Source organism: Streptomyces sp. NPDC048441, from assembly GCF_043200235.1.
Classification (GTDB): Bacteria; Actinomycetota; Actinomycetes; order Streptomycetales; family Streptomycetaceae; genus Streptomyces.
In genome coordinates this window covers 75159-99119 of the sequence record NZ_JBICXM010000004.1, presented here as the reverse complement: position 1 = coordinate 99119, position 23961 = coordinate 75159, and the positions used below count along the sequence as shown (strand labels likewise).

Annotated in this window: 22 protein-coding genes; 9 read left to right on the top strand and 13 right to left on the bottom strand. The window is 70.4% G+C overall.

The window, feature by feature from the left end:
- The first annotated feature begins 148 nt into the window (after positions 1–148).
- On the top strand, positions 149–1243 hold the full coding sequence (locus ACGFSB_RS11560) for a DUF5925 domain-containing protein (RefSeq protein ID WP_393397208.1): 1095 nt from the start codon (positions 149–151) through the stop codon (positions 1241–1243).
- A 47-nt stretch (positions 1244–1290) separates the two neighbouring features.
- On the opposite strand, the gene ACGFSB_RS11555 is transcribed toward ACGFSB_RS11560, so the two are convergent.
- A complete protein-coding gene (locus tag ACGFSB_RS11555) occupies positions 1291–1674 on the bottom strand; it encodes a GntR family transcriptional regulator (protein WP_393397206.1) in 384 nt (127 codons plus the stop codon).
- Positions 1675–1745: 71 nt separating this feature from the next.
- Between ACGFSB_RS11555 and ACGFSB_RS11550 the strand changes: the two genes are divergently transcribed.
- Together ACGFSB_RS11550 and ACGFSB_RS11545 are read left to right on the top strand one after the other, a co-directional pair.
- Positions 1746–2675, top strand: coding sequence for a GNAT family N-acetyltransferase (locus ACGFSB_RS11550; protein ID WP_393397204.1), 930 nt, complete (start codon positions 1746–1748; stop codon positions 2673–2675).
- Complete coding sequence (locus ACGFSB_RS11545) at positions 2656–3186, top strand: DUF402 domain-containing protein (RefSeq protein ID WP_393397202.1); 531 nt, start codon at positions 2656–2658, stop codon at positions 3184–3186. Before ACGFSB_RS11550 ends, ACGFSB_RS11545 begins: the two co-directional genes overlap by 20 nt.
- A 56-nt stretch (positions 3187–3242) precedes the next feature.
- On the opposite strand, the gene ACGFSB_RS11540 is transcribed toward ACGFSB_RS11545, so the two are convergent.
- Complete coding sequence (locus tag ACGFSB_RS11540; RefSeq protein ID WP_393397200.1) at positions 3243–4706, bottom strand: trifunctional class I SAM-dependent methyltransferase/NUDIX hydrolase/VOC family protein; 1464 nt, start codon at positions 4704–4706, stop codon at positions 3243–3245.
- A gap of 108 nt (positions 4707–4814) precedes the next feature.
- On the opposite strand from ACGFSB_RS11540, the gene ACGFSB_RS11535 reads away from it, so the two are divergent.
- The gene (locus ACGFSB_RS11535; RefSeq protein ID WP_393397199.1) at positions 4815–4955 is read left to right on the top strand and encodes a hypothetical protein; all 141 of its coding nucleotides are present in this window, start codon (positions 4815–4817) and stop codon (positions 4953–4955) included.
- A gap of 34 nt (positions 4956–4989) precedes the next feature.
- On the opposite strand, the gene ACGFSB_RS11530 is transcribed toward ACGFSB_RS11535, so the two are convergent.
- The 4 genes from ACGFSB_RS11530 to ACGFSB_RS11515 are packed head-to-tail and all read right to left on the bottom strand — an operon-like array spanning position 4990 to position 8474.
- Positions 4990–5436, bottom strand: coding sequence for a GNAT family N-acetyltransferase (locus ACGFSB_RS11530; protein WP_393397197.1), 447 nt, complete (start codon positions 5434–5436; stop codon positions 4990–4992).
- Positions 5433–6941, bottom strand: a complete 1509-nt coding sequence (locus tag ACGFSB_RS11525) for a tripartite tricarboxylate transporter permease (RefSeq protein ID WP_393397195.1) — start codon at positions 6939–6941, stop codon at positions 5433–5435. Before ACGFSB_RS11525 ends, ACGFSB_RS11530 begins: the two co-directional genes overlap by 4 nt.
- Before the next feature lies 1 nt (position 6942).
- A complete protein-coding gene (locus ACGFSB_RS11520; RefSeq protein WP_393397193.1) occupies positions 6943–7491 on the bottom strand; it encodes a tripartite tricarboxylate transporter TctB family protein in 549 nt (182 codons plus the stop codon).
- Complete coding sequence (locus tag ACGFSB_RS11515; protein ID WP_393398050.1) at positions 7491–8474, bottom strand: Bug family tripartite tricarboxylate transporter substrate binding protein; 984 nt, start codon at positions 8472–8474, stop codon at positions 7491–7493. Before ACGFSB_RS11515 ends, ACGFSB_RS11520 begins: the two co-directional genes overlap by 1 nt.
- Before the next feature lie 190 nt (positions 8475–8664).
- Here ACGFSB_RS11515 and ACGFSB_RS11510 point away from each other — a divergent pair, with 190 nt between their 5' ends.
- On the top strand, positions 8665–9351 hold the full coding sequence (locus ACGFSB_RS11510; protein WP_393397191.1) for a response regulator: 687 nt from the start codon (positions 8665–8667) through the stop codon (positions 9349–9351).
- A gap of 78 nt (positions 9352–9429) precedes the next feature.
- Here the strand turns inward: ACGFSB_RS11510 and ACGFSB_RS11505 are convergent, their stop codons facing one another.
- Entirely contained in the window at positions 9430–10140 is a 711-nt protein-coding gene (locus ACGFSB_RS11505) for a DUF4239 domain-containing protein (protein ID WP_393397190.1), read from the bottom strand.
- Between the two features lie 767 nt (positions 10141–10907).
- Between ACGFSB_RS11505 and ACGFSB_RS11500 the strand changes: the two genes are divergently transcribed.
- Positions 10908–11888, top strand: coding sequence for a lytic polysaccharide monooxygenase (locus ACGFSB_RS11500; protein WP_393397188.1), 981 nt, complete (start codon positions 10908–10910; stop codon positions 11886–11888).
- An 84-nt stretch (positions 11889–11972) separates the two neighbouring features.
- Here ACGFSB_RS11500 and ACGFSB_RS11495 read toward each other — a convergent pair whose 3' ends face one another.
- From ACGFSB_RS11495 to ACGFSB_RS11485, 3 genes are all read right to left on the bottom strand, one after another.
- Entirely contained in the window at positions 11973–12836 is an 864-nt protein-coding gene (locus ACGFSB_RS11495) for an esterase/lipase family protein (protein WP_393397186.1), read from the bottom strand.
- Positions 12837–13022: 186 nt separating this feature from the next.
- Positions 13023–13709, bottom strand: coding sequence for a response regulator (locus tag ACGFSB_RS11490; protein ID WP_393397184.1), 687 nt, complete (start codon positions 13707–13709; stop codon positions 13023–13025).
- Positions 13706–15013, bottom strand: a complete 1308-nt coding sequence (locus ACGFSB_RS11485) for a sensor histidine kinase (protein WP_393397182.1) — start codon at positions 15011–15013, stop codon at positions 13706–13708. The genes ACGFSB_RS11490 and ACGFSB_RS11485 overlap by 4 nt, the downstream gene beginning before the upstream one ends.
- Positions 15014–15146: 133 nt before the next feature.
- Between ACGFSB_RS11485 and ACGFSB_RS11480 the strand changes: the two genes are divergently transcribed.
- Both ACGFSB_RS11480 and ACGFSB_RS11475 read left to right on the top strand, forming a co-directional pair.
- The gene (locus tag ACGFSB_RS11480) at positions 15147–16055 is read left to right on the top strand and encodes an ATP-binding cassette domain-containing protein (protein ID WP_393397180.1); all 909 of its coding nucleotides are present in this window, start codon (positions 15147–15149) and stop codon (positions 16053–16055) included.
- Entirely contained in the window at positions 16055–16900 is an 846-nt protein-coding gene (locus tag ACGFSB_RS11475; protein ID WP_393397178.1) for an ABC transporter permease, read from the top strand. Before ACGFSB_RS11480 ends, ACGFSB_RS11475 begins: the two co-directional genes overlap by 1 nt.
- 56 nt (positions 16901–16956) lie before the next feature.
- Here ACGFSB_RS11475 and ACGFSB_RS11470 read toward each other — a convergent pair whose 3' ends face one another.
- Together ACGFSB_RS11470 and ACGFSB_RS11465 are read right to left on the bottom strand one after the other, a co-directional pair.
- Positions 16957–17961, bottom strand: coding sequence for a hypothetical protein (locus tag ACGFSB_RS11470; RefSeq protein WP_393397176.1), 1005 nt, complete (start codon positions 17959–17961; stop codon positions 16957–16959).
- Positions 17958–21479, bottom strand: a complete 3522-nt coding sequence (locus ACGFSB_RS11465) for a DNA polymerase III subunit alpha (protein ID WP_393397174.1) — start codon at positions 21477–21479, stop codon at positions 17958–17960. Before ACGFSB_RS11465 ends, ACGFSB_RS11470 begins: the two co-directional genes overlap by 4 nt.
- A 184-nt stretch (positions 21480–21663) precedes the next feature.
- Between ACGFSB_RS11465 and ACGFSB_RS11460 the strand changes: the two genes are divergently transcribed.
- Positions 21664–22695 (top strand): DUF3533 domain-containing protein, encoded by a 1032-nt coding sequence (locus ACGFSB_RS11460; protein WP_393397172.1) that lies wholly within the window; start codon positions 21664–21666, stop codon positions 22693–22695.
- Between the two features lie 158 nt (positions 22696–22853).
- Here ACGFSB_RS11460 and ACGFSB_RS11455 read toward each other — a convergent pair whose 3' ends face one another.
- Positions 22854–23939, bottom strand: a complete 1086-nt coding sequence (locus tag ACGFSB_RS11455) for a S1 family peptidase (protein ID WP_393397171.1) — start codon at positions 23937–23939, stop codon at positions 22854–22856.
- Positions 23940–23961: the final 22 nt, after the last annotated feature.

Here is a 23961-nt window from a genome sequence, read left to right as displayed (position 1 = left end):
GGGCAAGAGTAACGGGGCAAGTTGGCGGTCGGACAGGTTCCGCACCACAGGTTCGCTACAGCGCGGCACCGAACGGAGTACGCCGGAGTACCCCGGAGTACGTAAACAAGGATGCACGAGGGCAGTTGCGTGCCGGATCATGGTGGTCATGTCTGCGAACCCACAGGACACCCTGCCGATCCGGCTCAACGTCGACGACAGCGACTCCCCGTCGGATGTCGTGGACGCCCTCTTCCTCGGCCGCTTCGCCACCGGCGAGCAGCCCTTCTCGCACAGTTCCAACATCGACCGCGTCAAGTCCGGTTGCACGCTGCTCCCGCCGGGCGCGACGGTGCTGCGCGCGGCCCGCGACGACGACCGCAGCGCGACGCTCGCCGAGGGCGAGGGCTGGACGCTCCTGGTCTCCCGCTGGAACCGCGGCGCGGACGTCACGGTGACGGCGACGACCGCCGACCTCGCGGAGAAGGTCCTCAAGCAGGCGACGGACGGCGCACAGGATGAGCCCGAACCTCAGCCGGACAACGTGACTATGGGATTCTGGTATGTGTCCCCGAGGCGCGGCCCGCACCGCACGACACGGCAGATCGCGGCGGGTACGTGGGAAGACGTGCGGGGGAACTACACGGCGCCGGTCGCCGATGCCATGGACTCCCTGATGAAGACGGGCCCCGAGGACATCTCCGGCCGCCTCCTGCTGCTGCACGGACCGCCGGGAACCGGCAAGACGTCGGCGCTGCGGACCCTCGCCCGCTCCTGGCGCGACTGGTGCCAGGTGGACTGCGTCCTGGACCCGGAGCGTCTTTTCAGCGACGTCGGCTATCTGATGGACATCGCGATCGGCGAGGACGACGGCACGGCGAAGGGCCGCTGGCGGCTGCTGCTCCTGGAGGACTGCGACGAACTGATCCGGGGCGAGGCGAAGCACACCGCCGGGCAGGCGTTGTCGCGGCTCCTGAACCTGACGGACGGGCTCCTCGGCCAGGGCCGCAACGTCCTGGTCGGAGTGACGACGAACGAAGACCTGGAGCGCCTCCACCCGGCGGTGGTCCGCCCTGGCCGCTGCCTCGCCCGCATCGAGGTGGGCAACCTGACCCGCACCGAGTCGATCAACTGGCTCGGCACGGAGGAGGGGGTCGCGCGGGACGGCGCGACTCTGGCGGAGCTGTACGCGTTGCGGCGCGGCACGTCACCTACGTCGGTCCCGGACCCGAGAGAGGGGGCGGACGCGGGGCTTTACCTGTAACAGTCGCTGCCCGCGTTGTGGGCAGGCGTTCCCCCGGCAGGGGAGACTCACCCCGAGTCCCCATAAGCGGCCCGCAAAGCGTCCCGCACCGCGGCAAGTGCCCCTGCCTCGGAGAGGCCAAGCCGCTGAGCCCGCTCAGCGAAAGCCTGAGCAGCAGCCGAAGCCTCCCGCGCGGCAGCGTCCCCCGCCGCAGCAACGAACGTCCCATGACGCCCCCGCGTCTCAATAACCCCGTCAGCCTCAAGGGCCCGATACGCCTTGGCGACAGTATTCGCGGCAAGCCCAAGATCCTGGGCGAGCCCCCGCACGGTCGGCAACTTGTACCCCACCGGCAGCCCCCCGCCCCGCGCCTGCTCGGCGATCTGGGCCCGCACCTGCTCATAGGGCGCCCCGCTGCCATCACTACCGTCGATCTCGATCTTCAAAGTCACGCGGCGATTGTCCCGCACCCGCGGAAAATTAGGAGGCACCGCGACGCGCCCCGCGCGTAACGTGCGGCACCATGATCGTCGTAGCTCGCGCCCTGCGCCCCGGCAATACACCGGACTCCGAAGCCTTCGCGGCCGTCCGCCGCGCCTGCGTCCCGGCCATGCTCGCCACCGCCGACTCGGTCGCGTTCGACCTGGCGCATGCCCATCCCGACTCCCGCTACCGCCAGTTGGTCGCCGAGGCCGACGGGGAGATCATCGGCACGGCGCAGGTGGGCATCGCGTACGACAGCCCCGAACCTGGCCAGGGCTTCGCCAACGTCTACGTCCACCCGCAGCGGCGCGGGCTCGGCGCCGGTTCGCTGATCCTGCGGACGGCGGAGGAGTATCTGGCGGCCGAAGGTGCCACCACGGTCTTCTCCTGGGTTCTGGACGAGCCCGCCAACCGCGCCTTCGCCGCCGAGCGCGGCTACCGCGCGAGCCGCTCCGCCCACTTCCTCCGCCTGGACCTGGCGGGCGGCAAGCTGCCGCCACGCCAAGAACCGCCCGCCGGGGTGGAGTTGCGTACGGGAGCGGAGTACGGGGACGACCCGCGCGCCCTCTTCGACCTGGACGCGGAGACCGTAGCTGACGAACCGAGCGATGTGGCCTCGGAGTTCACGGACTACGAGCACTGGCTCGCCGAGACCTGGCACCACCCTTTGGTGAACCGGGAGCTCACCTCGGTGGCCGAGGTGGACGGCCGCCCCGCGGCTTTCACCCTGGCCCGCACGGACGACGAGTCGCGCTACAGCAGCGGCATGACCGGCACCGCACGTGCGTTCCGCGGGCGCGGACTTGCCAAGCTGGCCAAGAACGACTCCCTGCACCGGGCGCGAGCCGCCGGGTACACGGAGGCGTTCACCGGCAATGACGCGGGCAACGAGCCGATGCTGGCGATCAACAACTGGTTCGGCTACGAGATATGTGCGACGGAGGTACGTCATGTCCGCAGCTTCGGCTGATGTGGTGGACATCGTCCTGATGAAGGCGGGCCGCACGAAGATCCGCTATCCGGCGGAGGTCGTCGCGGACGACGGCACCCAGGTGACGGTCCGCGCGCCGTGGGCGGCCGAAGGAGTACGGGACTTCGGCTTCGTACGCTTCGAGCCGGGCGACGTCTTCACGGAGCACTACTGGCGCGACCGCTGGTACGCCGTGAAGGAGGTCCGCACTTCTTCGGGCACCCTGAAGGGCTGGTACTGCGATGTGACCCGCCCCGCGGTACGGGACGGCGCCACGGTGACGGTCGAGGACCTGGATCTCGACCTGTGGTGCTCGGCGGACTCCACGACGGTCATCCGCCTGGACGAGGACGAGTTCGCCGAGAGCGGGCTCGCGGGGCGCGACCCCGAGGCGGCCGCGGCTGCTCTGTCCGCCCTGGACGAGCTGGAGCGTCTGGCTCGCGGGCAGGGTTTCCTTCCCCCCGCCCCGCCCCTTCCCGAAACGGGCTCCGCCCTCCACGGCGCACCGTGAAATCACCGGCTTCGCCAAGTTCGTCCTCAATCGCCGGCCGGGGGCTGAACACCCCTTCAGCCCCCGGCCACCAACTCCACCTCATAACCCGCCCCATCCTCCAAATACGCCGCACCACGCCGCTCCGGGAACAGCAAGGTCCACCCGCGGCCCGGAGCCTCAGCGACCAGACGGTCCAGCTCCGCCCTGCTCGGCACATGGAACGCCAGGTGATTCAGGCCGGGCAGCAGCCGGTCATGTCCCCCGCCCCGCATGTCCGGCGACTGCTCGAGCACCACATACGTCGAGCCCCGCCGCCAACTGCCCCCGCCTTCCCACCGCTGCTCACGCACATGACCCAGCTCCCCCAGGAGCCAGCCCCATGACTTCTCCGCCGCGGCGAAGTCCGGTACCCAGAGCTCCACATGGTGCATACCCCGCGCCGGGGAGAGGCTGACCGCGCGGTCCGGTCCTGCCCTGTCGTACGCGATGCGATCGCCCTCCTCCTGCCAATGCACGACGAACCGCTCCCCCACCCGCCAGGCCTCGAGCCCCGCCCTGCAGTACGCCACCATGTCGTCCGGCAGCTCGGTCGCCGAGGTCCAGCGCAGCTCATCGCACTTGTGCGGCTCCGCGTTGAACGGTTCGCCGCCCGCTCCGTACGCCGCTTCGAAGAACCAGCCGATGCGGGAGTTCCCGCCCGGACCCCGGTGTTGCATGACCAGTTCGGCGCTCACCTCCTCGGGGGTGAGGGCCAGGCCGATCTCCTCCCTCGCCTCGCGGATCACGGCGTCGCGGACGTCCTCGCCGGGCTCTACGTGGCCGGAGGGGACGTTGAGCAGGCCGTCCCCGTAACCGGTGCCGGCGCGGCGGGCGAGGAGCACCTCGTCGCCGCGGCGCAGGATGAGGTGGACGTCCACCACCTCCGCATGGCGGCGGGGGGTCGGGAGGGCTCTCGGGAGAAATCCCACCACCGCGTACCGCTCGTCCTCCACCGGTCTGCCCCACAGCCGCGCGTCGCCCGACAGACGCTCGGTGTGGAGGCGGGCGACCATCGGGGTCAGCGCGCCGATCAGGCGGTCCGCCGGGATGCCGGAGGGGCTCGTCGTGCCCCAGACGCCCTCGACCAGGATCAGCCGCCCTCCAGGACGCAGCAGCCCGCACCAGCGCCGCAGCGCCGCCTCCGGGTCCGGCAGCATCCACAGCACGTGCCGGGCCAGGATCACGTCGAAGCGGCGCCCCTCCACCGGAGGCTCGTCCGCGTCGCCGACCAGCACCTCCGCCTCGTACCCCGAAAGCTTCTCGCGGGCCCGTTCCACCATTCTCGGGGAGAGGTCCACCGCCGTGACGCGGTGTCCCCGCTCGGCCACCAGGAGGGACAGGCTTCCGGTGCCGCAGCCCAGGTCCAGGACCTCACCCGTGGCCTCGGGCAACCAGTCCCGCAGCCGCCCCGCCCACGCGCCCCGCACCGCCGCGTCCCGCAGTCCGTGGTCCGGCTCGTCGTCAAAGGTGGCCGCCTCGGCGTCCCAATCGATCCTCATGCCCCGATCGTGACACCCGCCACTGACAATCCGTCCCGGATGAGAAACCCTCCCCGCAGAGGTCTACAGCCGTCCCACCTTGGACATCGGTAGTACAGGGAGGCAGCCATGCGCCGTGTGACCGTGCACAAGACCATCGCCAAGCCCACCACCCGGCGGGTCCGGGAGAAGTACGAGGCCGAGGACCGGCCCCGTGAACGACCCGAGGTCCGCAAGGACGTCCAGCGCACCTGGTGGCCGGACGGATGAGACCCGCCTGCCCGCGGCGGGAAGAGCGGCGGGGTCAGAGGCCCTTGCGGTAGTGGAGTCGGTCGTAGGGGCCGTCCACTCTGCGCTCCACAAGCTCGTATCCGTACCGCGGATAGATTTGTTGGTTCTCCCACATCATCGCGTTCGTATAGAGCCGGATCTCGGGCAGTCCCAGCGCACGCGCCCGCTCGTCCACGAACGCCAGCAGTCTGCGGCCCACCCCCTGGCCGGCCGCCTCGGGGTGGACCGCGACGCTGTCCAGGAAGAGATGGTCCTCGTGCGGGACGAGGACCAGGACACCCACGACCACCGGGTCCCCAGTGACATACACCCGCCCCGCCGCCACCTCCGCCGCGTGGTCCGCTTCCATGGGGACCGGCACGACACCGATGCGCTCGATGTAGGGGTGGTACGCCGCGTCCGTCACCGCTTTCACGGCGGGGACGTCGGCGGCGGTGGCGGGGCGGATGTCGTCGGTCATGCCTTTACGTCTACGTCAGCACCCCGCCCCCGCACCAGCAGTTTCTTCAGGAGGGGCCAGAGCACGATCAGCGCGATGATCGCGTAGACCGTGATCGAGAAGGGCGTGTCGACGAGTCCGCTGACGCTGCCGTCGCTGATCTGCAGGGCGCGGCGCAGCTGTTGCTCGGCGTTCGGGCCGAGGATGACGCCGATGACGGCGGGCAGGACGGGCAGTCCGTAGCGCCGCATACCGAAGCCGATCAGGCCGATGATCAGAAGGATCACCAGGTCCAGGGACTCGCCGCCGACCGCGTATGCGCCCACCGCCGCGAAGAAGAGAATTCCCGCATAGAGGTAGGGCCTCGGGATGCGGAGCAGCTTCGCCCAGACCGGGGCGAGGGGCAGGTTCAGGGCCAGGAGCAGGACCATTCCCACGAAGAGCGAGGCGATCAGGCCCCAGACCAGGTCCGGTTCGCGCTCGAAGAGGAGAGGGCCCGGCTGGATGCCGTACTGCTGGAAGGCGGCGAGCATCACCGCTGCCACCGCCGTCGTGGGCAGGCCCAGCGTCAGCATGGAGACGAGCGTTCCCGCCGCCGACGCCGATGACGCCGACTCGGGGCCCGCCACTCCCTCGATCGCGCCCTTGCCCCACTCGTCCTTGTGCTTGGACAGGCGCTTCTCGGTGACGTAGGAGAGGAAGGTGGGGATCTCCGCGCCGCCCGCGGGGATCGCGCCGAACGGGAAGCCGATGAGCGGGCCGCGCAGCCAGGACTTCCAGGTGCGCTTCAGGTCGGCCCTGCCCAGCCAGGGGCGGCCGACCGGGATCGCCTCGCCGCTCGTGCGCCGCAGATGGGCGGCGACCCACAGGGCCTCGCCGATCGCGAAGAGGCCCACCGCGACGATCACCACGTCGATGCCGTCGGCGAGTTGGAGCGAGCCGAAGGTCAGGCGCTGCTGGCCGGTCATCTGGTCGAGGCCGACCAGGCCGAGGGTGAGGCCGATGAGGAGCGAGGCGAGTCCTCGTACGCGCGAGGCACCGAGCACGGACGTCACGGCGATGAACGCGAGCACCATGATCGCGAAGTAGTCGGGCGCCCCGATGTCGACCGCGAGGTCGGCGACCGTCGGCGCGAGCGCCACCAGGAGGGTCGTGCCGATGATGCCGCCCGCGAAGTGCCCGATGGCGGCGGCCGCGAGCGCCTGTGCGCCCCGGCCGGACTTGGCCATCGGATTGCCTTCCATCGCCGCCACCACCGCGGCGCTCTCACCCGGTGTGTTGAGCAGGATCGAGGTGGTCGAGCCGCCGAACATCGCTCCGTAGTAGATGCCCGCGAACATGATGAACGCGCCGGTCGGCTCCAGGCCGTACGTCACGGGCAGCAGCAGCGCCACCGCCATCGCGGGGCCGATACCGGGCAGGACGCCGATGGCGGTGCCCAGGAGCACGCCGACGGCGGCCCAGAGCAGGTTCATCGGGGTGAGGGCCGTGCCGAAGCCGTCCATCAGGGAGTTGAAGGCGTTCATGTCACAGCACTCCCATCAGTGGTCCGCCGGGCAGCGGCACCCCGAGCAGGTTGTTGAAGACGACGTACGTGATGAGGGAGAGTCCTGCCGCGATGAGCGGGTCGCGGTCCGGGTGACGGCTGCCGAGCGCGTACGCGGCGCCCCAGAAGAGCAGGGCGCCCGCGATGGGGAAGCCGAGCGGTTCGATGAGGACGGCGGCGCCGAGGAAGACTCCGGCGAGGAGCAGCACGGTGCGCCAGTCGGCGGGTTCGGACAGGTCGATGTCCTCGCCGCCCTCGGCCTCGCCGCGTCCGCCGCGCAGGACGTCGACCGCGAGGAGGACGGCGACGACCAGGAGTCCGATGCCGACGACGATCGGGACCGTCTTGGGGCCGATCGGGCCGCGCTGGGTGATCTCGACGTCCATGGTGAGCGCGTCGGTGAGGACGAGTGCGCCGAGGGCCAGCAGCATGACGCACACGCCGAGTTCGGAGTGCTCGCGCAGCCAGCGGCGGCGGCTGCTGTTGCTTCTGCTGTCCTCGGGCGGGGTTTCGGTGGTGGTCGTCGTCATCACAGTCCCAGCTCCTTCAGCACGGACACGACGCTCTTGTCCTGGGCGGCCAGGAAGTCACCGAACTTGTCGCCGGTGAGGAAGGCGTCGTCCCAGCGGTTGGTCTTCAGGGACTTGCGCCACTCCGGGGAGTCGTGCAGCTTCCTGACCAGGCCGGTGAGCTTCTTGCGTTGTGCTTCGGAGAGGCCGGGCGGGGCGACGATGCCGCGCCAGTTGGTGAAGTCGACGTCGTAGCCGGACTCCTTGAGGGTCGGGCCCTTCAGTCCTTCGACGCGCTCGGGCCCGGTGACCGCGAGCAGCCGCAGCTCGCCGGACTTGATCTGGTCCAGGTATTCACCGACGCCCGAGACGCCGAACGCGACCTTCTTACCGAGGATCGAGGCGAGGAGTTCGCCGCCGCCGTCGAAGGGAACGTAGTTGACCTTCTTCGGAGCGATTCCCGCGGCGCGCGCCATCAACATGGGGGCGAGGTGGTCGGGGCCGCCGGGGGAAGAGCCGCCGCCGACCGGGAGCTTGCCCGGGTTCTTCTTCCAGGCGGCGACCAGTTGCTTGATGTCCTTGTACGGCGAGTCCTTGGCGACCACGACGACGTCCGGCTCTTCGGTGAGGCGGGCGATCGGGGTGGTGTCGGCGAGGGTCTTGGGCGAGTCGTTGGACCGTGCGGCGCCCACGACGCCGAGCCCCATGGACATCGCGAGCTTGCCGTTGCCGTGCTCGCCGACGAGGCGGCTGAGACCGACGGTGCCGCCGGCTCCGGGGAGGTTGAACACCTCGATGTTGTGGGTGAGTCCGGCGTCCTCGGCGTTCTTCGCCGCGGTGCGGGCGGTGATGTCGTAGCCGCCGCCCGGCGTGTTGGGGACCATGAGGCGCAGGCCGGGGATCTGTGTGCCGGTCTCGGCGCCGCTGCCTGTCGAGAGCAGCGGCGGCCCTGCGAGCACGAGCAGCGCGGCCCCGAGCAGGGCAAGGGGTGTGCGCAGACGCACGTGTGCCACCACCTGTCGGTACGTAGGAGTTGTGGGGCCGGGCTCCCCGTGGGGGCGGGAGCCCGGCCTTTCCCTGGGGACGGGGATTCCTGTGAGGTGGCCCACATGTTGCCTGCGCGTTAAGAAGCTGTCTCTCTTCCGGAATCAACGGACGTTGTGGTCGTTGTGGTCGCGCCCTTAGCCTGCGGCGATGACAAGGGTGCTGGTCGTGGACGACGACTTCATGGTCGCCAAACTGCACAGCCGATACGTGTCCGCGGTGGACGGATTCTCGGTGGTGGGAGTGGCGCACAGCGGTGCCGAGGCGCTGGCGGCGGTGGAGCGGCTGCGCCCCGATCTCGTACTCCTTGATGTGTATCTGCCCGATATGGACGGCATCGCGGTGCTACGGGAACTGCGGGCCGCGGAGGAGCGCGAGCGGGACCGGCAGCCGCTGGACGCGCTGTTCATCACGGCGGCGCGGGACGCGGAGATCGTGCGGGCGGCGCTGCGGGCCGGTGCGCTGCACTATCTGATCAAGCCGTTCAACCAGGCGGCGCTGCGCGAGCAGTTGCTGCACGTGGCGGCGGTACGGGCCCGGCTCGACGGCCTGGACGAGGCGCGCCAGGAGGACGTGGACCAGATCTTCGGCCCTCGCCCACCCGGCTCCCGCGAACTCCCGAAGGGCCTGGCGGCCCACACCGCCGACCTGGTCGAGCAGACCCTGCGGGGACATCCGGGCGGCCTCTCCGCCTCGGAGTGCGCCCAGGAGGGAACGCTCTCGCGGGTCAGCGCGCGCCGCTACCTGGAGTTCTTCGCGGACACGGGGCGGGTTGAGGTGACGCTTCGGTATGGGGGGACGGGGCGGCCGGAGCGGCGGTATCGGTGGGTGCGGTGAGCCGTCTCGGCGGGCGGGGGGGCAGGGGCGGGCCGCGCCGGGCCGGTAGCCCAGGCAGCCACCTCTGCCAGGGGGAGGTCAATGCCAGAACTGAGCGAGCACGCCTTCCTTGAAGGGAGCAGGCGAAACGGCGAGCTCGCCCGCGAACGGATGGTCCAACGTCAAACACAGCAGCAGACTCACGCCGATCAGTGCGGCGACCGACATGACGAACATCAAATTCGCGCGCAGGCTCCTGATGCCGTAGAGCAAGGTCAGGGGAAGCATGACGAGCGCGCCGCCGTAGACGAGGACGTTGAGGAGTGATGGCAGGGACTGCTGGGCATCGGCGAGCCGAGTGCGGCGTGCGCCTGCGATCTCTCCCAGCGTCGAGACGGACTGCTCGTAGTACGTCTTCTCGGCCTCGGTCTGAGGCTCGTACTCCTGGAACACCTGGTACAGCGCGGTCACTTCGGGGTTGGTGATGCCGGGGTCGGGCTCCCCGGCGCGCATCAGCGGCCATTGCTCGTCGACGACGACACGGACGTACGCCGCGACAGCGTTCGTCACCCGGCGCTCCTGTTCGGGCGGAAACGCAGAGGCATCACGCAGTACCTCGGCGGTCTGGCTGGCCTCGAGCGCGACGTTGGTCTCCGCCTCGTTGAGGCCCTCCCACTCGGCCACGACGACGAAGGCCAGGATGATGCCGTAGATCGCGGCGTACATGCCGAGCACAACGCCGATCATCTCGTTGTGCGCGCCGTTCGCGTGGTGAGGAAAACTGCGCCTCAGCACGAGCGTGCCGACCACGGCAGCGAGTACGGCGCCGCCACCGAGCAGCCCGGCAAGCGTGAGAGTGGTGAAATTGTTCAGCAGCCAGATACCCACAGCCTCATAACGCAGGGCCCCCGTCCGAGTTACCCCTTGGCTGCAGCGAGTCGGACCGAGACCGCCGATGCGAGCCCGAACGTCGCTACGAGGCTCGGGTGTTGAACGCGGCGAGCGAGACTTCAACGACCGTATCGTGTCCTATCGTCGCGATGCCGGGGGGCAGTTGACCACACGTGCGAACGGTGCTGGCCAACCCAAGTCGTAGGTGCACCTGTTGGAGGTGGAGACGGGCTTACCGCAGCGGGTCTTTCATGATCGCTCGGCCTCACCCTCACCGCACACGCGCAACGCGTTTGGCTGCGCTGAGGGAGCGCGCCGTGGTGAAAGCCAGCGGCTCGTTGAGGCGCAGGGGGCTGATCGCACCGCCAGGTGCGTGTGGGTTGTACTCACCACTTTCCGGACCCCCACAGACTCCCCCTGACCGGTCCGTAGTCCCCGTACTGGTCAAACCGGGCCTCGCGCAGGCCCAGCCTGAGCCCCCGGTTAGCCCTCCCTTAACCCCACCATAAAGATCGCCATCACCCCCTCCCAGCAGGCCAATTCGGGGATTTCAGCGGCTAGCTTTCTCGTCGCCGGGCCGGTTACGAACCGTCGGCGCCGCACGCATTCGGGGGGCGGCACCGGCCGTTCGCAACCGTCTCGTGTCCCCCACCACCCCCCAGAACCGCCGCTGAGGAGAACCACTCATGACCGCACGCCGCAAGCTCGCCGCGATCGCCGCCGTCGGCATCGCCCCGCTCGCCCTGACGGCCCTTTCGGCCGCCCCCGCCGCCGCGCACGGTTCGATGACGGACCCGGTGAGCCGTGTCTCCGCGTGCTTCCAGGAGGGCCCGGAGTCCCCGAAGTCGGCTGCCTGCAAGGCGGCTGTCGCGGCCAGTGGTGCGCAGGCCTTCTACGACTGGAACGGCGTGAACATCGCCAACGCCGCGGGCAAGTCGAAGGAGATCATCCCCGACGGCAAGCTGTGCAGCGCGGGTAACGACAAGTACAAGGGACTCGACCTGCCGCGCGCCGACTGGCCGTCCAGCAAGCTCGCCGGTGGCAACCACACCTTCCACTACAAGGGCACCGCCCCGCACAAGGGTTCCTTCGAGCTGTACATCACGAAGGACTCGTACGACCCCACCAAGCCGCTCAAGTGGTCGGACCTGGAGGCGAAGCCCTTCGTCGACGTCACCGACCCGAAGATGGAGAACGGTGACTACGTCTTCGACGGGAAGGTGCCTGCCAAGACGGGCCGCCACCTGATCTACTCGATCTGGCAGCGCTCGGACTCCCCCGAGGCCTTCTACACCTGCTCCGATGTCGTCTTCGGCAAGGACAGCGGCGGTGGCACGGCTGCGGCTCCGGCCCCCGCCGCATCCGCGCCCTCCGAGAAGGACATTGCCGCCGGTGCGGACAAGTCCACGGTCGAGCACCACGGCCACGGTGACAGCGACGCCAAGACGGGGCCCGAGGCAGCTGCGGGTGACGATGCCGCCGCCAACCAGCCCGAGGTGAACGGCGGCGCCGAGAAGCCCGTCGCGGCAGCGAACGAGAACCTCGCCGAGACCGGTGGCGACAGCAACACCCCGTACATCGCGATCGGCGGCGCCGCCGCCCTCGCCGTGGGTGCCGCTGCCATGTTCGGCACGGCCCGCCGCCGGACGGCGCACCACGGCCGCTGACCCCCTGAGAACGCCGGGAGCCGCCGCTGAGCCCAGTCAGCGGCGGCTCTCGGTTCAGTGCCTCCCGGTTCAGTGGCTCCCGGTTCAGGACAGGCAAGTGCTCGGCGTCGCGTGCGCCGGGTCAAGGGCGTTCGCGACCTCGTGGTGCGCGACCCGGTCGAGGATCCCTATCGCCACGTGTTCGGAGAGGTCTACGGGGCACAGGTCCTGGAGTGTGACGTTGTGTACGTCGGGGCCGTTCAGGAATTGCGTGCGGTACGGGGTGACCACCTCGTCGTACTTGGTGGCGATGACCGTGTAGCGCACGCCGGGGACCGTGTCGCCGCCCTCGTTGAGCTTGGTGAGGAACGGCGATCCGGCCATCTGGTCGGCGAGACCCGGGGTCTTGGTGGTGAGCAGGTCCTCGATGCCAGGGAAGTAGGGCAGCAGCTTGGTGAAGCCGAGCAGGGTGGTGCCGTGGTTGTCGGGCGCGAGGCCGACCAAGGCGTTCACCTTCTGCGCGCCGCCGAGGAACTTCAGGTAGTAGCGGGGCATCATGCCGCCCTGCGAATGGCCGACGAGGTCCGCCTTCGCGGCACCCGTCGATGCGAGCACCTTGTCGACGAAGCCGTCCAGCTGCTCGGCCGACTTGTCGATCGGGCCGAGCCCGTTGAAGAGCGGCACACCGGGCAGTTGGCCGTAGTCGAGGGAGTAGACGCAGTAGCCGCGCTTCACCAAGTAGGGCGCGAGTACGAGCCAGTTGTCGATGGAGTTGCCGAACGTGCCGTGGACGAGGACCACGGGGCGGGGGTGGGCGGCGGACGGCTTGCAGCTGTAGTCGTTCCAGCCACTCGACGAGACGGCGGCAGCAGGTGCCGCGGACGCCGTGGCTGCGGGAGTGAGGGTGAGCGCGCCCGTTATGAGAAGGGCGGCGGCGAACGCTCTGAGCGATCGTCTCCAGGGCAGCATCGTGTGATCTCCTTGCGGCTCAAGGGAGTTGCGATGAGTGAGCCCTGTGATCCGGATCACGAGGATGCCGTGCACACGCCAAATTACGGGCCAGTAGTAAAAGTGTGAAGTTACGCGTCAGTAAAAACTTCCAGTAATCACTGGCGCGATGCGCCCCGCCATGACCCCGATGTATCTGCCGGGCGCCTAGGGCCCTGGCGACACGAGTCCCAACTCGTACGCGATGATGACCAGTTGGACCCGGTCGCGAGAGTCAAGCTTGGTGAAAAGCCGCGCCACATGCGCCTTGACCGTGGCCATAGTGATGACGAGCTCGGCCGCGATCTCCGCGTTGGACAGACCGCGGCCGACCAGCGTGAGCACCTCGCACTCGCGGGCGGTGATGCCGTCGACCGTCCGCGTGACCTGCGGCGCGGGCTCGGGCTCGGGACGTGCGGCGAACTCCTCGATCAGGCGCCGGGTGACGCTCGGCGCGATGAGACCTTCCCCCGCTGCCACCACGTGGATCGCCGCGAGGATCTGCTCAAGTGCCATGTCCTTGACGAGGAATCCGCTCGCGCCCGCGCGGAGCGCACCGTATACGTAGTCGTCATCGTCGAAGGTGGTGAGGACGAGGACGCGTGTCGTCGCGTCGGGCTCGGCCGTGATGCGGCGGGTGGCCTCGATGCCGTCCATGCCGGGCATTCGGATGTCCATCACGACGACATCGGGGCGTACGTCCTGGACCAGTCGGACCGCCTCCGCGCCGGTCCCGGCCTCCCCCACGACCTCGATGTCAGGGGTGTCGGCCATCAGGACGCGCAGGCCCGCGCGGACGAGGGGCTGGTCGTCGGCGAGGACGACACGAATGGTGGAGCCGGTGGGGCCGGTCATCGGGCCTCCTCGGCAGGCAGGGGCAGCAGCGCCGTCACCCGGAAGCCGCCTTCCGGGCGCGGCCCCGCGGCGAACCGGCCGTGCAGCAGGGCGACTCGCTCCCGCATACCGACGAGACCGAATCCGGTGCCCTCGGGCAGTCCACCGCGACCGTCGTCCTCGACCTCCAGGGAGAGCTCGTCCTTCCGCTGCTCGACGGTCACCCGGCAGGTGTCCGTACCCGCGTGCCGTACGACATTGGTGAGGGCCTCTTGCAGGATGCGGAACGCGGCCAGGTCGATGTCGGCGGGCAGTGGGGGAGGCCTGCGCTCTCCCCGTCGGGTGATCTCGGCGCGGACCCCGGCGTCCAGCGCGGAAGCGGCCAGGCGGTCGATGTCGGCGAGGCCGGGGGCGGGCTCCCGGGGTGCGGGCTCCCGGGGCGGCGCGGACCTGTCGAGGCGGTCGCCGGGGTCTCGCCCGTTCGCAACCCCCGGCTCCGAATCCGGCCGCCGTAGCGCGACCAGCGTCCGGCGCAGCCCCGCCAGGGTATCCCTGCTGGTGGCCTCGATCGTGGTGAGCGCGTTGCGTGCCTCGGCGGGCTGGGTGTCGATGACCCGGCTGCCGACGCCCGCCTGGATGGCGATGACTCCGATGCTGTGCGCGATCATGTCGTGCAACTCCCGTGCCATATACAGCCGTTCGGCGGTGACGGCACGAGCCGTGGCCTGGTCGCGCAGTGCATCGGCGTGCGTGCGGCGTTCGCGGGCCGAACTGCCGGCCAGCCAGGCGGCGATGAGGGCGACGGCGACGAACGCGATGGTCTCGCCGCTGTTGCCCGCCCACCTGGAGGGTTCGCAGCCGCGCGCCCTGAACTCGGCGGGAGCACAGTCGCCTTCGGGCGGGAAGGCGAAGAGTGCGACCACCTGCGTCGTGAACGTCATGACGGCGGCGACGACCGAGGTCCGGCGGGGGCGGGTGGCCGCGAGATAGCCGACGGCGCAGACCCCGGCCAGGGTCTGCAGATAGCTGACCTCCACCTTCCGCATCTCCATCATCGCCGCCACGGCGCCCAGGAGCAGGAGGGCCAGGGCGGGCAGCGGCCTGCGCCTGAGGAGCGAGGCGACGACGGCCGTGAGCGTGATCGACGCGATGACCATCAGGATGTCGAAGCCATGATGCCCGTAGTCGAACGTGACGAACGTGACCCAGGGGTAGATGATGGCCCCGCTCCAGGCCAGGCCCGTGCGCACAGATGGCCACAGGCGCCTGGGCGCGATGCGGCTCCGAGCCTCCCCGGGCGGCGCTTGACCTGGCTTGATGTCCATGCGCCGATCGTATGTGACCGTTCCCCGCAGGGGTATTGGTCCACGGTCGTACGCCTGTGGACCACCGGAGCCGTCACGGTTGTGGCCGAAGGACCGATGCCGGGCGGCCGTGCCCCACGACACCGTGGTCCGGGTGATCGAAGTCAACGAACTGACCAAGCGCTACGGCGCCAAGAACGCCGTACACAACCTGAGTTTCACTGTGCGCCCGAGCAAGGTCACCGGATTCCTCGGCCCCAACGGCGCGGGCAAGACCACCACCCTGCGGATGCTCCTCGGCCTGATCGACCCCAGCGGCGGGACCGCGACCATCGACGGCCGCCCCTTCCGCGACCGGCCGCGCGGCCTGCGGCACGTCGGCGCACTGCTGGACGCGGGCGACGTGCACGAGGGACGCACGGCGGTGGCCCACCTGGCCGCGCTCGCCCGCAGCAACCGCATCGCACGCACCCGGGTCGACGAGGTGCTCGGCGAGGTGGGCCTCGCCGATGCGGCACGGCGGCGCACCGGCGGCTTCTCCCTCGGCATGAGGCAACGCCTGGGCATCGCCACCGCGCTCCTCGGCGACCCGCCGGTGCTGCTGTTCGACGAGCCGCTCAACGGCCTCGATCCGGAAGGGGTGTTGTGGGTACGCGGGCTCTTCCGCCGCCTGGCCGCCGAGGGCCGCACCGTCTTCGTCTCCAGCCACCTCATGTCCGAGATGGAGAACACCGCCGACGAGCTCATCGTCATCGGCCGGGGCGAGCTGATCGCGGCGGAGAGCCTCGCCGACTTCGCGGCGCGGGGCACGCGGCTGAGCGTGACGGTGCGTACGCCGGATACCGCGAGGCTGACACACGCGCTGAGCGCCGAGGGCGCGGTGGTCCTGCCGGACGGCGACACACTCGCGGTCACCGGGCTTCCCGCGCCCCGCATCGGCGAACTCGCCTTTCAGCACCGGGTGTTGCTGCACGAACTCACCACCCGTACCGCCTCTCTGGAGGAGGCCTTCATGGAACTCACGGCGGACAGCGTCGAATACCTGGCAGGAGACTCCCGGTGATGACGACGCTCACGACTCCCCTGGTCGCGGAACCCCGCGCCCGCTTCCGCGATCTCATCGCCGCCGAGTGGATCAAACTCTGGTCGCTGCGCTCCACGTACTGGGTCCTCGGGGTCGGCGCGCTGGTCGTCATCGGGATCAACATGAACTCCGCCTGGTCCAACGCCGACCGCCTCGCGCACCTGCCGCCACCCCCGGACGGCCTGGAACCGCACATGCGGTTCGACCCCCTGCACACCGCCTTCGTGGATCCCGCCTGGCAGATCTTCATGGTCATCGCGGGCAGTGCCGGCGCGATCTCGGTCTTCGGCGAGTACACGAGCGGTCTTGCCCGTACGACGTTCGCGGCCGTCCCCGACCGGCGCGCGGTGGTGGCGGCGAAAGTGGCCGTCGTGGCGTCGGTCATGCTCGTGCTCGGCACGGTCGTCTCGGGGGTCTCGTTCGGCGCGACCCAGGCGATCCTGCGGGAGTACGGGGGCCTGTCGTTGGGCGATCCGGGCGCGCTGCGCGCCGTCGCGGCGGCGGCGCTGCTCGCGCCGGTGTGCGCGCTGGTCGGCATGGCGGTCGGCGCCCTCGTGCGGCACGCCACGGGCACCATCGTCACGACCCTGGTGACGCTGCTTCTGCTGCCCGCGCTCTTCCAGGGCGAGACGTATCGGTGGGTCAAGGAGATCGGCAACGCGATGCCTCTCACCGCGTGGCAGGCGCTGGTCGAGAACCCCTCGATGGGCTTCCCGCAGAGCAAGTACCCGGTGTCGATCACCGAGGCGTGGATCGTGCTCGCGGTGTGGCCGCTGGTGGCGGCGGTGGTCACGGCCGTGACCGTGCGCCGCCGAGACCTCTGACGCGGGGGTACGGGCGTACGGGGGTACGGGGGTACGGGCGTACGGGCCCACGGGGGCTACGCCGCCAACGTCCCCGGCATCACCGCGCCGGGGCCGAAGCGGGCGCGGGCCCGGTCGGCGGCGGCCTCCAGCCTGCGGGCCTTGTCGTCCGCCGGGTCGAACATCAGCTGGTGGGCGGCGTGTTCGGCGGGACCGAGCCCTTCGGCACGCAGGGAGATGCCGCGCACCCGGGCCCGTTGCAGGCCGAGCGCCTCGTACATCCGGTACGCGGAATCGGTCAGCGCGGAGGAGTGCGCGGTCGGCTCGGACAGCGTGCGGGTGCGCGTCGTCGTGGAGCGGTCCGCGTACCGCATGGTGAGGATGAGGGAGCGGCACACCTGATCCTCGCCACGCATCCGCGCGCCGAGTTCCTCGGTGAGCGAGAGCAGGGCGCGGCGGTGGCGTGTGGGGTCCAGCTCATCGCGGGGGAAGGGGCGTTCGGAGGCGATGGAACGCGCGGCCGCGTTGGGCACGACGTGCGTACGGTCGATGCCGTGCGCCTTCTCGTACAGCTCGCGGCCGGCGCGGGCACCGATGAGGCGTTGCAGCGTGGGCAGCGGTGCGGCGGCGACCTTGCCGACGGAGTCGAGCCCGTACGCGCAGAGGGTGCGGGCGGTGGCACGCCCCACCCCCGGCAACTCGACGACGGGCTTCGCCCCGAGAAACTCCGCGACGTCCCCGGCCTCTTCCCCGACGACCCCGGTCACCCCCGGCACGGCCCCCCGCGCGGCCATCCTCGCCAGCATCGGTCCAGGCCCGGCCCCGATCACACAGTCCACCCCGTACAGGGCAAGCGCGCGCACCCGTATCACCGAGGCCAGCTCGACCGCGTCCCGCCCGAAGTAGCGCATCGCTCCCCGCACACCGACGAGCGCGGCGTCGGGCGGCAGGGCTTCGACCCGTGGGGTGAACTCGGTGAGCAGTGTGAGCAGTTGGGGCAGGGCGGCTTCGTACATGGGCGGGAGGAGGAAGCGGACGTAGAGGACGTCTGCCCCCGCCCGCTCCCGCCGCGCCCCGTTCATCCCGCGCTCCCCGGACTCTGGTGCCACAGCTTCCGTCCCGTGGCCGCCCGTTCCCCCGGTGGCTGGAGGTCGGCCCAAGGGTGCATCTCGTACCCCGTGGTCATCCTGATCCGGCGCCCGTTGTCCACCGTGGCACCTTCAGCCCCCTCCTCGGAACCGGATGAGCCGGATGAGCCGGATGAGCCGGACGGCTGCCCCTCCGCCAACCGCGCCCCCACCGCGTCAAGCCCGCCCTCCTGCCGCAGCTCCACCAGTTCCGCCAGGTTCCACGCCGCCGCGCCGACCACGCTGAGGCTGCGCGGTCCGCGCCTCTGGACCACGCCACGGACAAGGAGCAGCCAGGAGTGGAAGACGGTGTGCGCGCACCGTTCGTGGGCGTCGTCGAAGAAGGCCAGGTCCACCAGGCCCGTGCCGTCGTCCAGGGTCGTGAAGATGACTCGCTTCCCGGAGCGGATCGGCGGGGTCTGGGTCGCCGCCTTGGCACCCGCGACCAGCACGGTCGCCCCGTGCTCGGCCTCCCGGAGTCGGCGGGACGTCAGCACGCCGAGCTCCTGGAGGAACTCCGCGTAATCGCCCATGAGATGGCGCGACGAGTCCATGCCGAGCACGCCGAGCTCGGCGCTGAGCCGTTCCGCGTCGTCCAGGTCGGGCAGCCCGGCGGGCGCCGTGTTACGGCCGCCGGACAAGGGGAGTTGGGCCCCGGAGGGACCCCGCGAGCTCCGCGAACCCCGCGAGCCCCGCCGCAACTCCGTCAGGTGCAGCTGCAGATCGCGGCGGTTGGCGCCGAACGCGTCGAGCGCGCCGACCTGTGCGAGCCGCTGCGCGAGCGGCTTGCTCGGCCTGGCCCGCTCCCAGAAGTCCAGGAGCGAGGCATAGGGCTGCGCGTCGGCGATCCGCGCCGCCTCCGTCTCGCTGATGCCGTGGACGTCGGAGAGGGCGAGGCGCAGACCCCAAGCCCCCCTAGACTCGGACACCAGTTCGATACGATGAGCGACCGCCGACCGGTTCACGTCCAGCGGAAGGATCGGCACCCCCCGCCGCCGCGCATCCGCGAGCAGCAGCCGCTTCGGGTACATGCCGGGGTCGTGTGTGAGCAGCCCCGCGTAGAACGCGGCCGGATGGTGCGCCTTCAGCCACGCCGACTGATACGTCGGTACGGCGAAGGCCACCGCGTGCGCCTTGCAGAAGCCGTACGAGCCGAAGGCCTCGATGATCTCCCACGTCCTGCCGATCGTCTCGGCGTCGTACCCCTTCGCCGCCGCCTGCTGCGCGAACCAGAAACGGATCCGCCCCTGCGAATCGGGGTCGGAGAGCCCGCGCCGCACCCGGTCCGCCTCGTCGCGCCCGCAGCCGGTCATGATGTCCACGATCTCGATGATCTGCTCGTGGAAGACGACGACGCCGTACGTCTCCCGGAGCGGTCCCGCCAGATCCGGGTGCGGGTAGCGGATGGGCGCGCGGCCGTGCCTCGCCTCGATGAAGGGCCGCACCATGTCGGCGGCGACAGGACCTGGACGGAACAGGGAGATGTCGACGACCAGGTCGTGGAAGGTCGCGGGCTGAAGGCGTCCCACCAGGTCCCGCTGTCCCGGCGACTCGATCTGGAAGCAGCCCAACGTCTCGGCGGACTTGATGAGTTGATACGTCGCCGGGTCGTCCGGCGGCACCGCGTCCACGTCGACCCGCTCACCCGTGGCCCGCTCGACCTCCCCCACCGCGTGCGCCATCGCCGACTGCATCCGCACGCCGAGCACATCGAGCTTGAGCAGCCCGAGGTCCTCCACGTCCTCCTTGTCGAACTGGGACATGGGGATGGGGGCACCTCCCGTGCCCTTAAGGCTGTGGGGGACCTCGCCGCTGGTGGGCATGACAGGCGTACGCGCGAGCAGCGAGGCGTCGGAGAGCAGCACCCCGCACGGATGCATGGCGACCCCGCGCGGCAGCGCGTCCAGGGCCTCGACAAGGTCCCACAGGCGGTCGCGGTCGCCCCACTCCTTCACAACCGCCTGGAGTTCGGGCAGTTCCTCCATCGCCGAGCGGGCGTCCCGCGCGCGGATGTGCGGGAAGGACTTGGCGATCTTGTCGATCTCGGCCGGGTCCATGGAGAGCGCGGCGCCCACATCGCGGATGGCGTGCCGAACGCGGTAGGTCTCGGGCATGGCGACGGTCGCGACCCGCTCGGTGCCGAAGCGGCCGATGATCGCGCGGTAGACCTCAAGACGGCGCGCCGACTCCACGTCGATGTCGATGTCGGGGAGGACCGCCCGCCGTGTGGACAGGAAGCGCTCCATGAGCAGCCCGTGCTCGACGGGGTCGGCGTGCGCGATGCCGATGAGGTGGTTGACCAGGGACCCGGCACCGGAGCCGCGCGCCGCGACCCGGATGCCCAAGTCGCGTACGTCGTCAACCACTTGGGCAACGGTGAGAAAGTAGGAGGCGAAGTCGTGGTACGCGATGATGTCCAGCTCGTGGTGCAGCCGCTCCCAGTACTCCCGGCGGGAGCGGCGGGAGTCATAGCCGCGCAGCACCATCCCCGCCGCCGCCCGCGAGGCGAGGACGCGCTGCGCGGTGCGGCGCCCGGCGCCGACGAGGTGCGGTTCGGGGAAGCGGACGGAGCCGATGCCGATGTCGTCCTCGGGGTCGACGAGGCACTCGGCGGCGGCCGTCTGGGTCTGCTCGACGAGGCGGTGCGCGGTGTCGCGGCGGAAACCGGCCGCCTCCACGATCCGCTCGGCGGCGCCCAGCATGGCGTCCGCGCCCTTCAACCACCGCTCGCCACTGTCGAGTTCCTTGGTCGGGTCGACGGGTACGAGACGGCGGGCCGCGTCGAGGACATCCGCGACCGGGCCCATGCCCGCGTCGGCGTAGCGGACCGCGTTGCTCAGGACCGGGCGCACACCCTGCTCGGCGGCGAAGCCGACGGTGCGGGCGGCGAGGCGGAGCGAGCCGGGACCCGTGCCCTCGCGGCCGTGCCAGACGGACTCCAGGCGCAGCGCGTCTCCGTAGCGCTCACGCCAGGGGGCGATGAGGCGGGCGGCCCGGTCGGGGCGCCCGGCGGCGAGCGCGCGCCCCACGTCGGACGCGGGGCCGAGCAGCACGGTCATGCCGTCGCCGTGGTTCTCCTCCCACGGAAGCACGGGCTGCCCTTCGCCGCTCCGGTGCGCGGCGGTGACCAGGCGGCACAGGGTCGCCCAGCCCGTGGCTCCGTCCCGGGCGAGGAAGGTCACGCGCGGGGTCGACTCATCGATGAAGGCGCCTCCGCGCACCGGGGTCCGCCGCCGCTCACCCCGCGCCGGGGTGGGCTCCCTCACCGCGAGCTCGGTCCCGAACAGCGGCCGCACCCCCGCCTTCGCGCAGGCCTTGGCGAACCGGACGGCTCCCGCGAGGGTGTCCCGGTCGGTGAGCGCGAGGGCGTCCATGCCCCGCTCGGAGGCGCGCTCGGCGAGCCGCTCCGGGTGCGAGGCCCCGTATCGCAGGGAGAACCCGGATGCGGTGTGCAGATGCGTGAACCCTGGCACACGCACCTCCTGTAACCCCTGAAACCCTGAACTGATCCGACCTCGCATCCCCCGCCTCCACCATAGACCAAGTTTCGAACGTACGTACGACACGTATGTTCGACGCGCGTGGCGACCCCACCCCACTTCGCCCATTCGGCCCCGCCCACCTGCGGGAACAGCAGGGGCCACGGAGCGTGGGGGCATGAGTTTCACCGATGAGTTGAAGAGCGCCGTCACCCCGCGAGCAGCCCTGCTGGTCATCGGCGTACTGGCCCTACAGCTGCTGTTCATCGCCTCCTACGTAGGAGCCCTGCACGACCCGAAGCCGAAAGACGTGCCCTTCGGAGTCGTCGCGCCGGGCCCCGCGGCACAGGAGACCTCGGACAAGCTCGGGAAACTCCCTGGTCAGCCGCTCGACTCCCGCGTGGTCAAGGACGAGGCGACGGCCCGGCAGCAGATCATGGACCGCGACATCGACGGCGCCCTGATCGTCGACCCCCGGGGCACCACCGACACCCTGCTGGTCGCATCGGGCGGCGGCACCGTCCTCGCCACCGGCCTCGAGAAGATCGCCACGCAGGTGGACGGAGCCCAGAAGCGGACGGTCAGGACCGTGGACGTGGCCCCGGCGTCCACCAAGGACTTCGACGGGCTCTCGTCCTTCTACCTGGTCGTCGGCTGGTGCGTCGGCGGCTATCTGTGCGCATCGATCCTGGCGATCAGCGCGGGCTCCCGGGCCACGAACGCCCCGCGCGCGCTGATCAGGACCGGCGTCATGGCGCTCTACTCGATCGCGGGCGGCCTGGGCGGCGCGCTCATCATCGGGCCGGTCCTCGGCGCCCTGCCCGGCAGCATCATGGGCCTGTGGGGCCTGGGCTCACTCGTCGTCTTCGGGGTCGGCATGATCACGCTCGCCCTGCAGTCGCTGACCGGCATCGTGGGTATCGGCCTGGCCGTCCTGATCATCGTGATCGCGGGCAACCCGAGCGCGGGCGGCGCCTTCCCGCTGCCGATGCTGCCGCCGTTCTGGAAGGAGATCGGGCCGTGGCTGCCGCCGGGCGCGGGCACGTGGGTGGCGCGCTCGATCGCGTATTTCAAGGGCAACGCGATCACCGGGCCCATGCTGGTGCTTGCCGCGTGGGCGGTCGTGGGGACCGCCGTCACCCTGCTGATGTCCTCACTGCGGGGAGATCGCCAGCCGGGCCAGAAGCCCCCGGCGGAGGACACCGTCTGAAGCGCCGAGTTCGAACCTGCGGGTCGTCAGTGGCTGGTCGCGCAGTTCCCCGTGCCCCCTTCGGGGCACACCCCGGATGCCACAGCGCGGAAAGGGCCGGTCCACCCTTGGTGGACCGGCCCTCAATCCTGCTGCCCCCCGCCGGGGGCACTCCTACCTCAGCCGATCTCCGCGCCGAAGGCGCTCAGCGCCTCGGGAACGGGCTGGAAGAACGTCTCCCCGCCGGCCGAGCAGTCACCGCTGCCACCCGAGGTGAGACCGAGCGCGGTGTCACCCGCGAAGAGCGCGCCGCCACTGTCGCCGGGCTCGGCGCAGACGTCGGTCTGGATGAGACCGTTGACGACATCGCCGTTGCCGTAGTTCACGGTGGCGTCGAGGCCCTTGACCGTGCCGTCGTGCACCTGCGTGGTCGAGCCACTGCGCTGCACCTTCTGGCCGACGGTCGCGTCGCCCGCCTTGGCGATGGCCTGGGTCGAGCCGTTGTAGAGGTCCACCTCGCTGGGGTGCGCGGTGTCGCCCGTGTACTTGACCAGGCCGTAGTCGTTGTCGGGGAAGCTGGAGTCGGCGTTCTCACCGATGACAGGTCCGCCCTGCTCCTCGGACCAGCTCTTGACGGCCTCGGTGCAGTGCCCGGCCGTGATGAAGTACGGAGCGCCGTCCTTGACCACGTTGAAGCCGAGCGAGCAGCGGCTGCCGTCGCCCCAGATGGCGTCGCCGCCCGCGATCAGGGGCTTGAACTCTCCCTTGCTGTGCTTGAGTTCGGCCTTGGAGCCGAGCCCCTTCACGACCGTGTCGAGCTTGTCCATCGAGGCGCCCTTGACCGTGCGGTCCGCCGTGACGACGACCTTGTTGGTGGCCGGGTCGACCGCCCACGAGGTGCCGGGGATGGACGCCTTGTCGCTGAGCGTCGAGCGGGCGCTCTTCAGCTCGGCGAGCGAGTTCTCGACGACTCTCGCCTTGGCGCCCGCCGACTCGACGGCGTCCGCCGCGCTCTTGTCGAGGACGTTCACGACGAGGTTCTTTGCCTTGGCGTCGTAGTACGTGCCGGCCGCGTCGAGGCCGAGATCCTTACCGAGGGACGAGGCGAGCTTTCCGGCCTTCGCGACCGAGAGGGTGTCCGGCGTGGGGGTCGGGGCACTCTCACTCGCGTTCGCAGTCTGGAAGGTGATTCCGGCGGCGATCAGTGCGGTGATGCCCGCACCTGCCACGGCGGCACGTCGCTTGGATATGCGTCGGTGCTTCAACTCACGTCCTCCTGTGGGGGGT

Coding starts and splice junctions, on each gene's coding strand:
- ACGFSB_RS11460 (WP_393397172.1), top strand. CDS start 21,664: ATGAGTTTCACCGATGAGTTGAAGAGCGCCGTCACCCCGCGAGCAGCC.
- ACGFSB_RS11545 (WP_393397202.1), top strand. CDS start 2,656: ATGTCCGCAGCTTCGGCTGATGTGGTGGACATCGTCCTGATGAAGGCG.
- ACGFSB_RS11470 (WP_393397176.1), bottom strand. CDS start 17,961: ATGAACGGGGCGCGGCGGGAGCGGGCGGGGGCAGACGTCCTCTACGTC.
- ACGFSB_RS11540 (WP_393397200.1), bottom strand. CDS start 4,706: ATGAGGATCGATTGGGACGCCGAGGCGGCCACCTTTGACGACGAGCCG.
- ACGFSB_RS11525 (WP_393397195.1), bottom strand. CDS start 6,941: ATGAACGCCTTCAACTCCCTGATGGACGGCTTCGGCACGGCCCTCACC.
- ACGFSB_RS11520 (WP_393397193.1), bottom strand. CDS start 7,491: ATGACGACGACCACCACCGAAACCCCGCCCGAGGACAGCAGAAGCAAC.
- ACGFSB_RS11500 (WP_393397188.1), top strand. CDS start 10,908: ATGACCGCACGCCGCAAGCTCGCCGCGATCGCCGCCGTCGGCATCGCC.
- ACGFSB_RS11485 (WP_393397182.1), bottom strand. CDS start 15,013: ATGGACATCAAGCCAGGTCAAGCGCCGCCCGGGGAGGCTCGGAGCCGC.
- ACGFSB_RS11510 (WP_393397191.1), top strand. CDS start 8,665: ATGACAAGGGTGCTGGTCGTGGACGACGACTTCATGGTCGCCAAACTG.
- ACGFSB_RS11530 (WP_393397197.1), bottom strand. CDS start 5,436: ATGACCGACGACATCCGCCCCGCCACCGCCGCCGACGTCCCCGCCGTG.
- ACGFSB_RS11550 (WP_393397204.1), top strand. CDS start 1,746: ATGATCGTCGTAGCTCGCGCCCTGCGCCCCGGCAATACACCGGACTCC.
- ACGFSB_RS11560 (WP_393397208.1), top strand. CDS start 149: ATGTCTGCGAACCCACAGGACACCCTGCCGATCCGGCTCAACGTCGAC.
- ACGFSB_RS11535 (WP_393397199.1), top strand. CDS start 4,815: ATGCGCCGTGTGACCGTGCACAAGACCATCGCCAAGCCCACCACCCGG.
- ACGFSB_RS11475 (WP_393397178.1), top strand. CDS start 16,055: ATGACGACGCTCACGACTCCCCTGGTCGCGGAACCCCGCGCCCGCTTC.
- ACGFSB_RS11490 (WP_393397184.1), bottom strand. CDS start 13,709: ATGACCGGCCCCACCGGCTCCACCATTCGTGTCGTCCTCGCCGACGAC.
- ACGFSB_RS11495 (WP_393397186.1), bottom strand. CDS start 12,836: ATGCTGCCCTGGAGACGATCGCTCAGAGCGTTCGCCGCCGCCCTTCTC.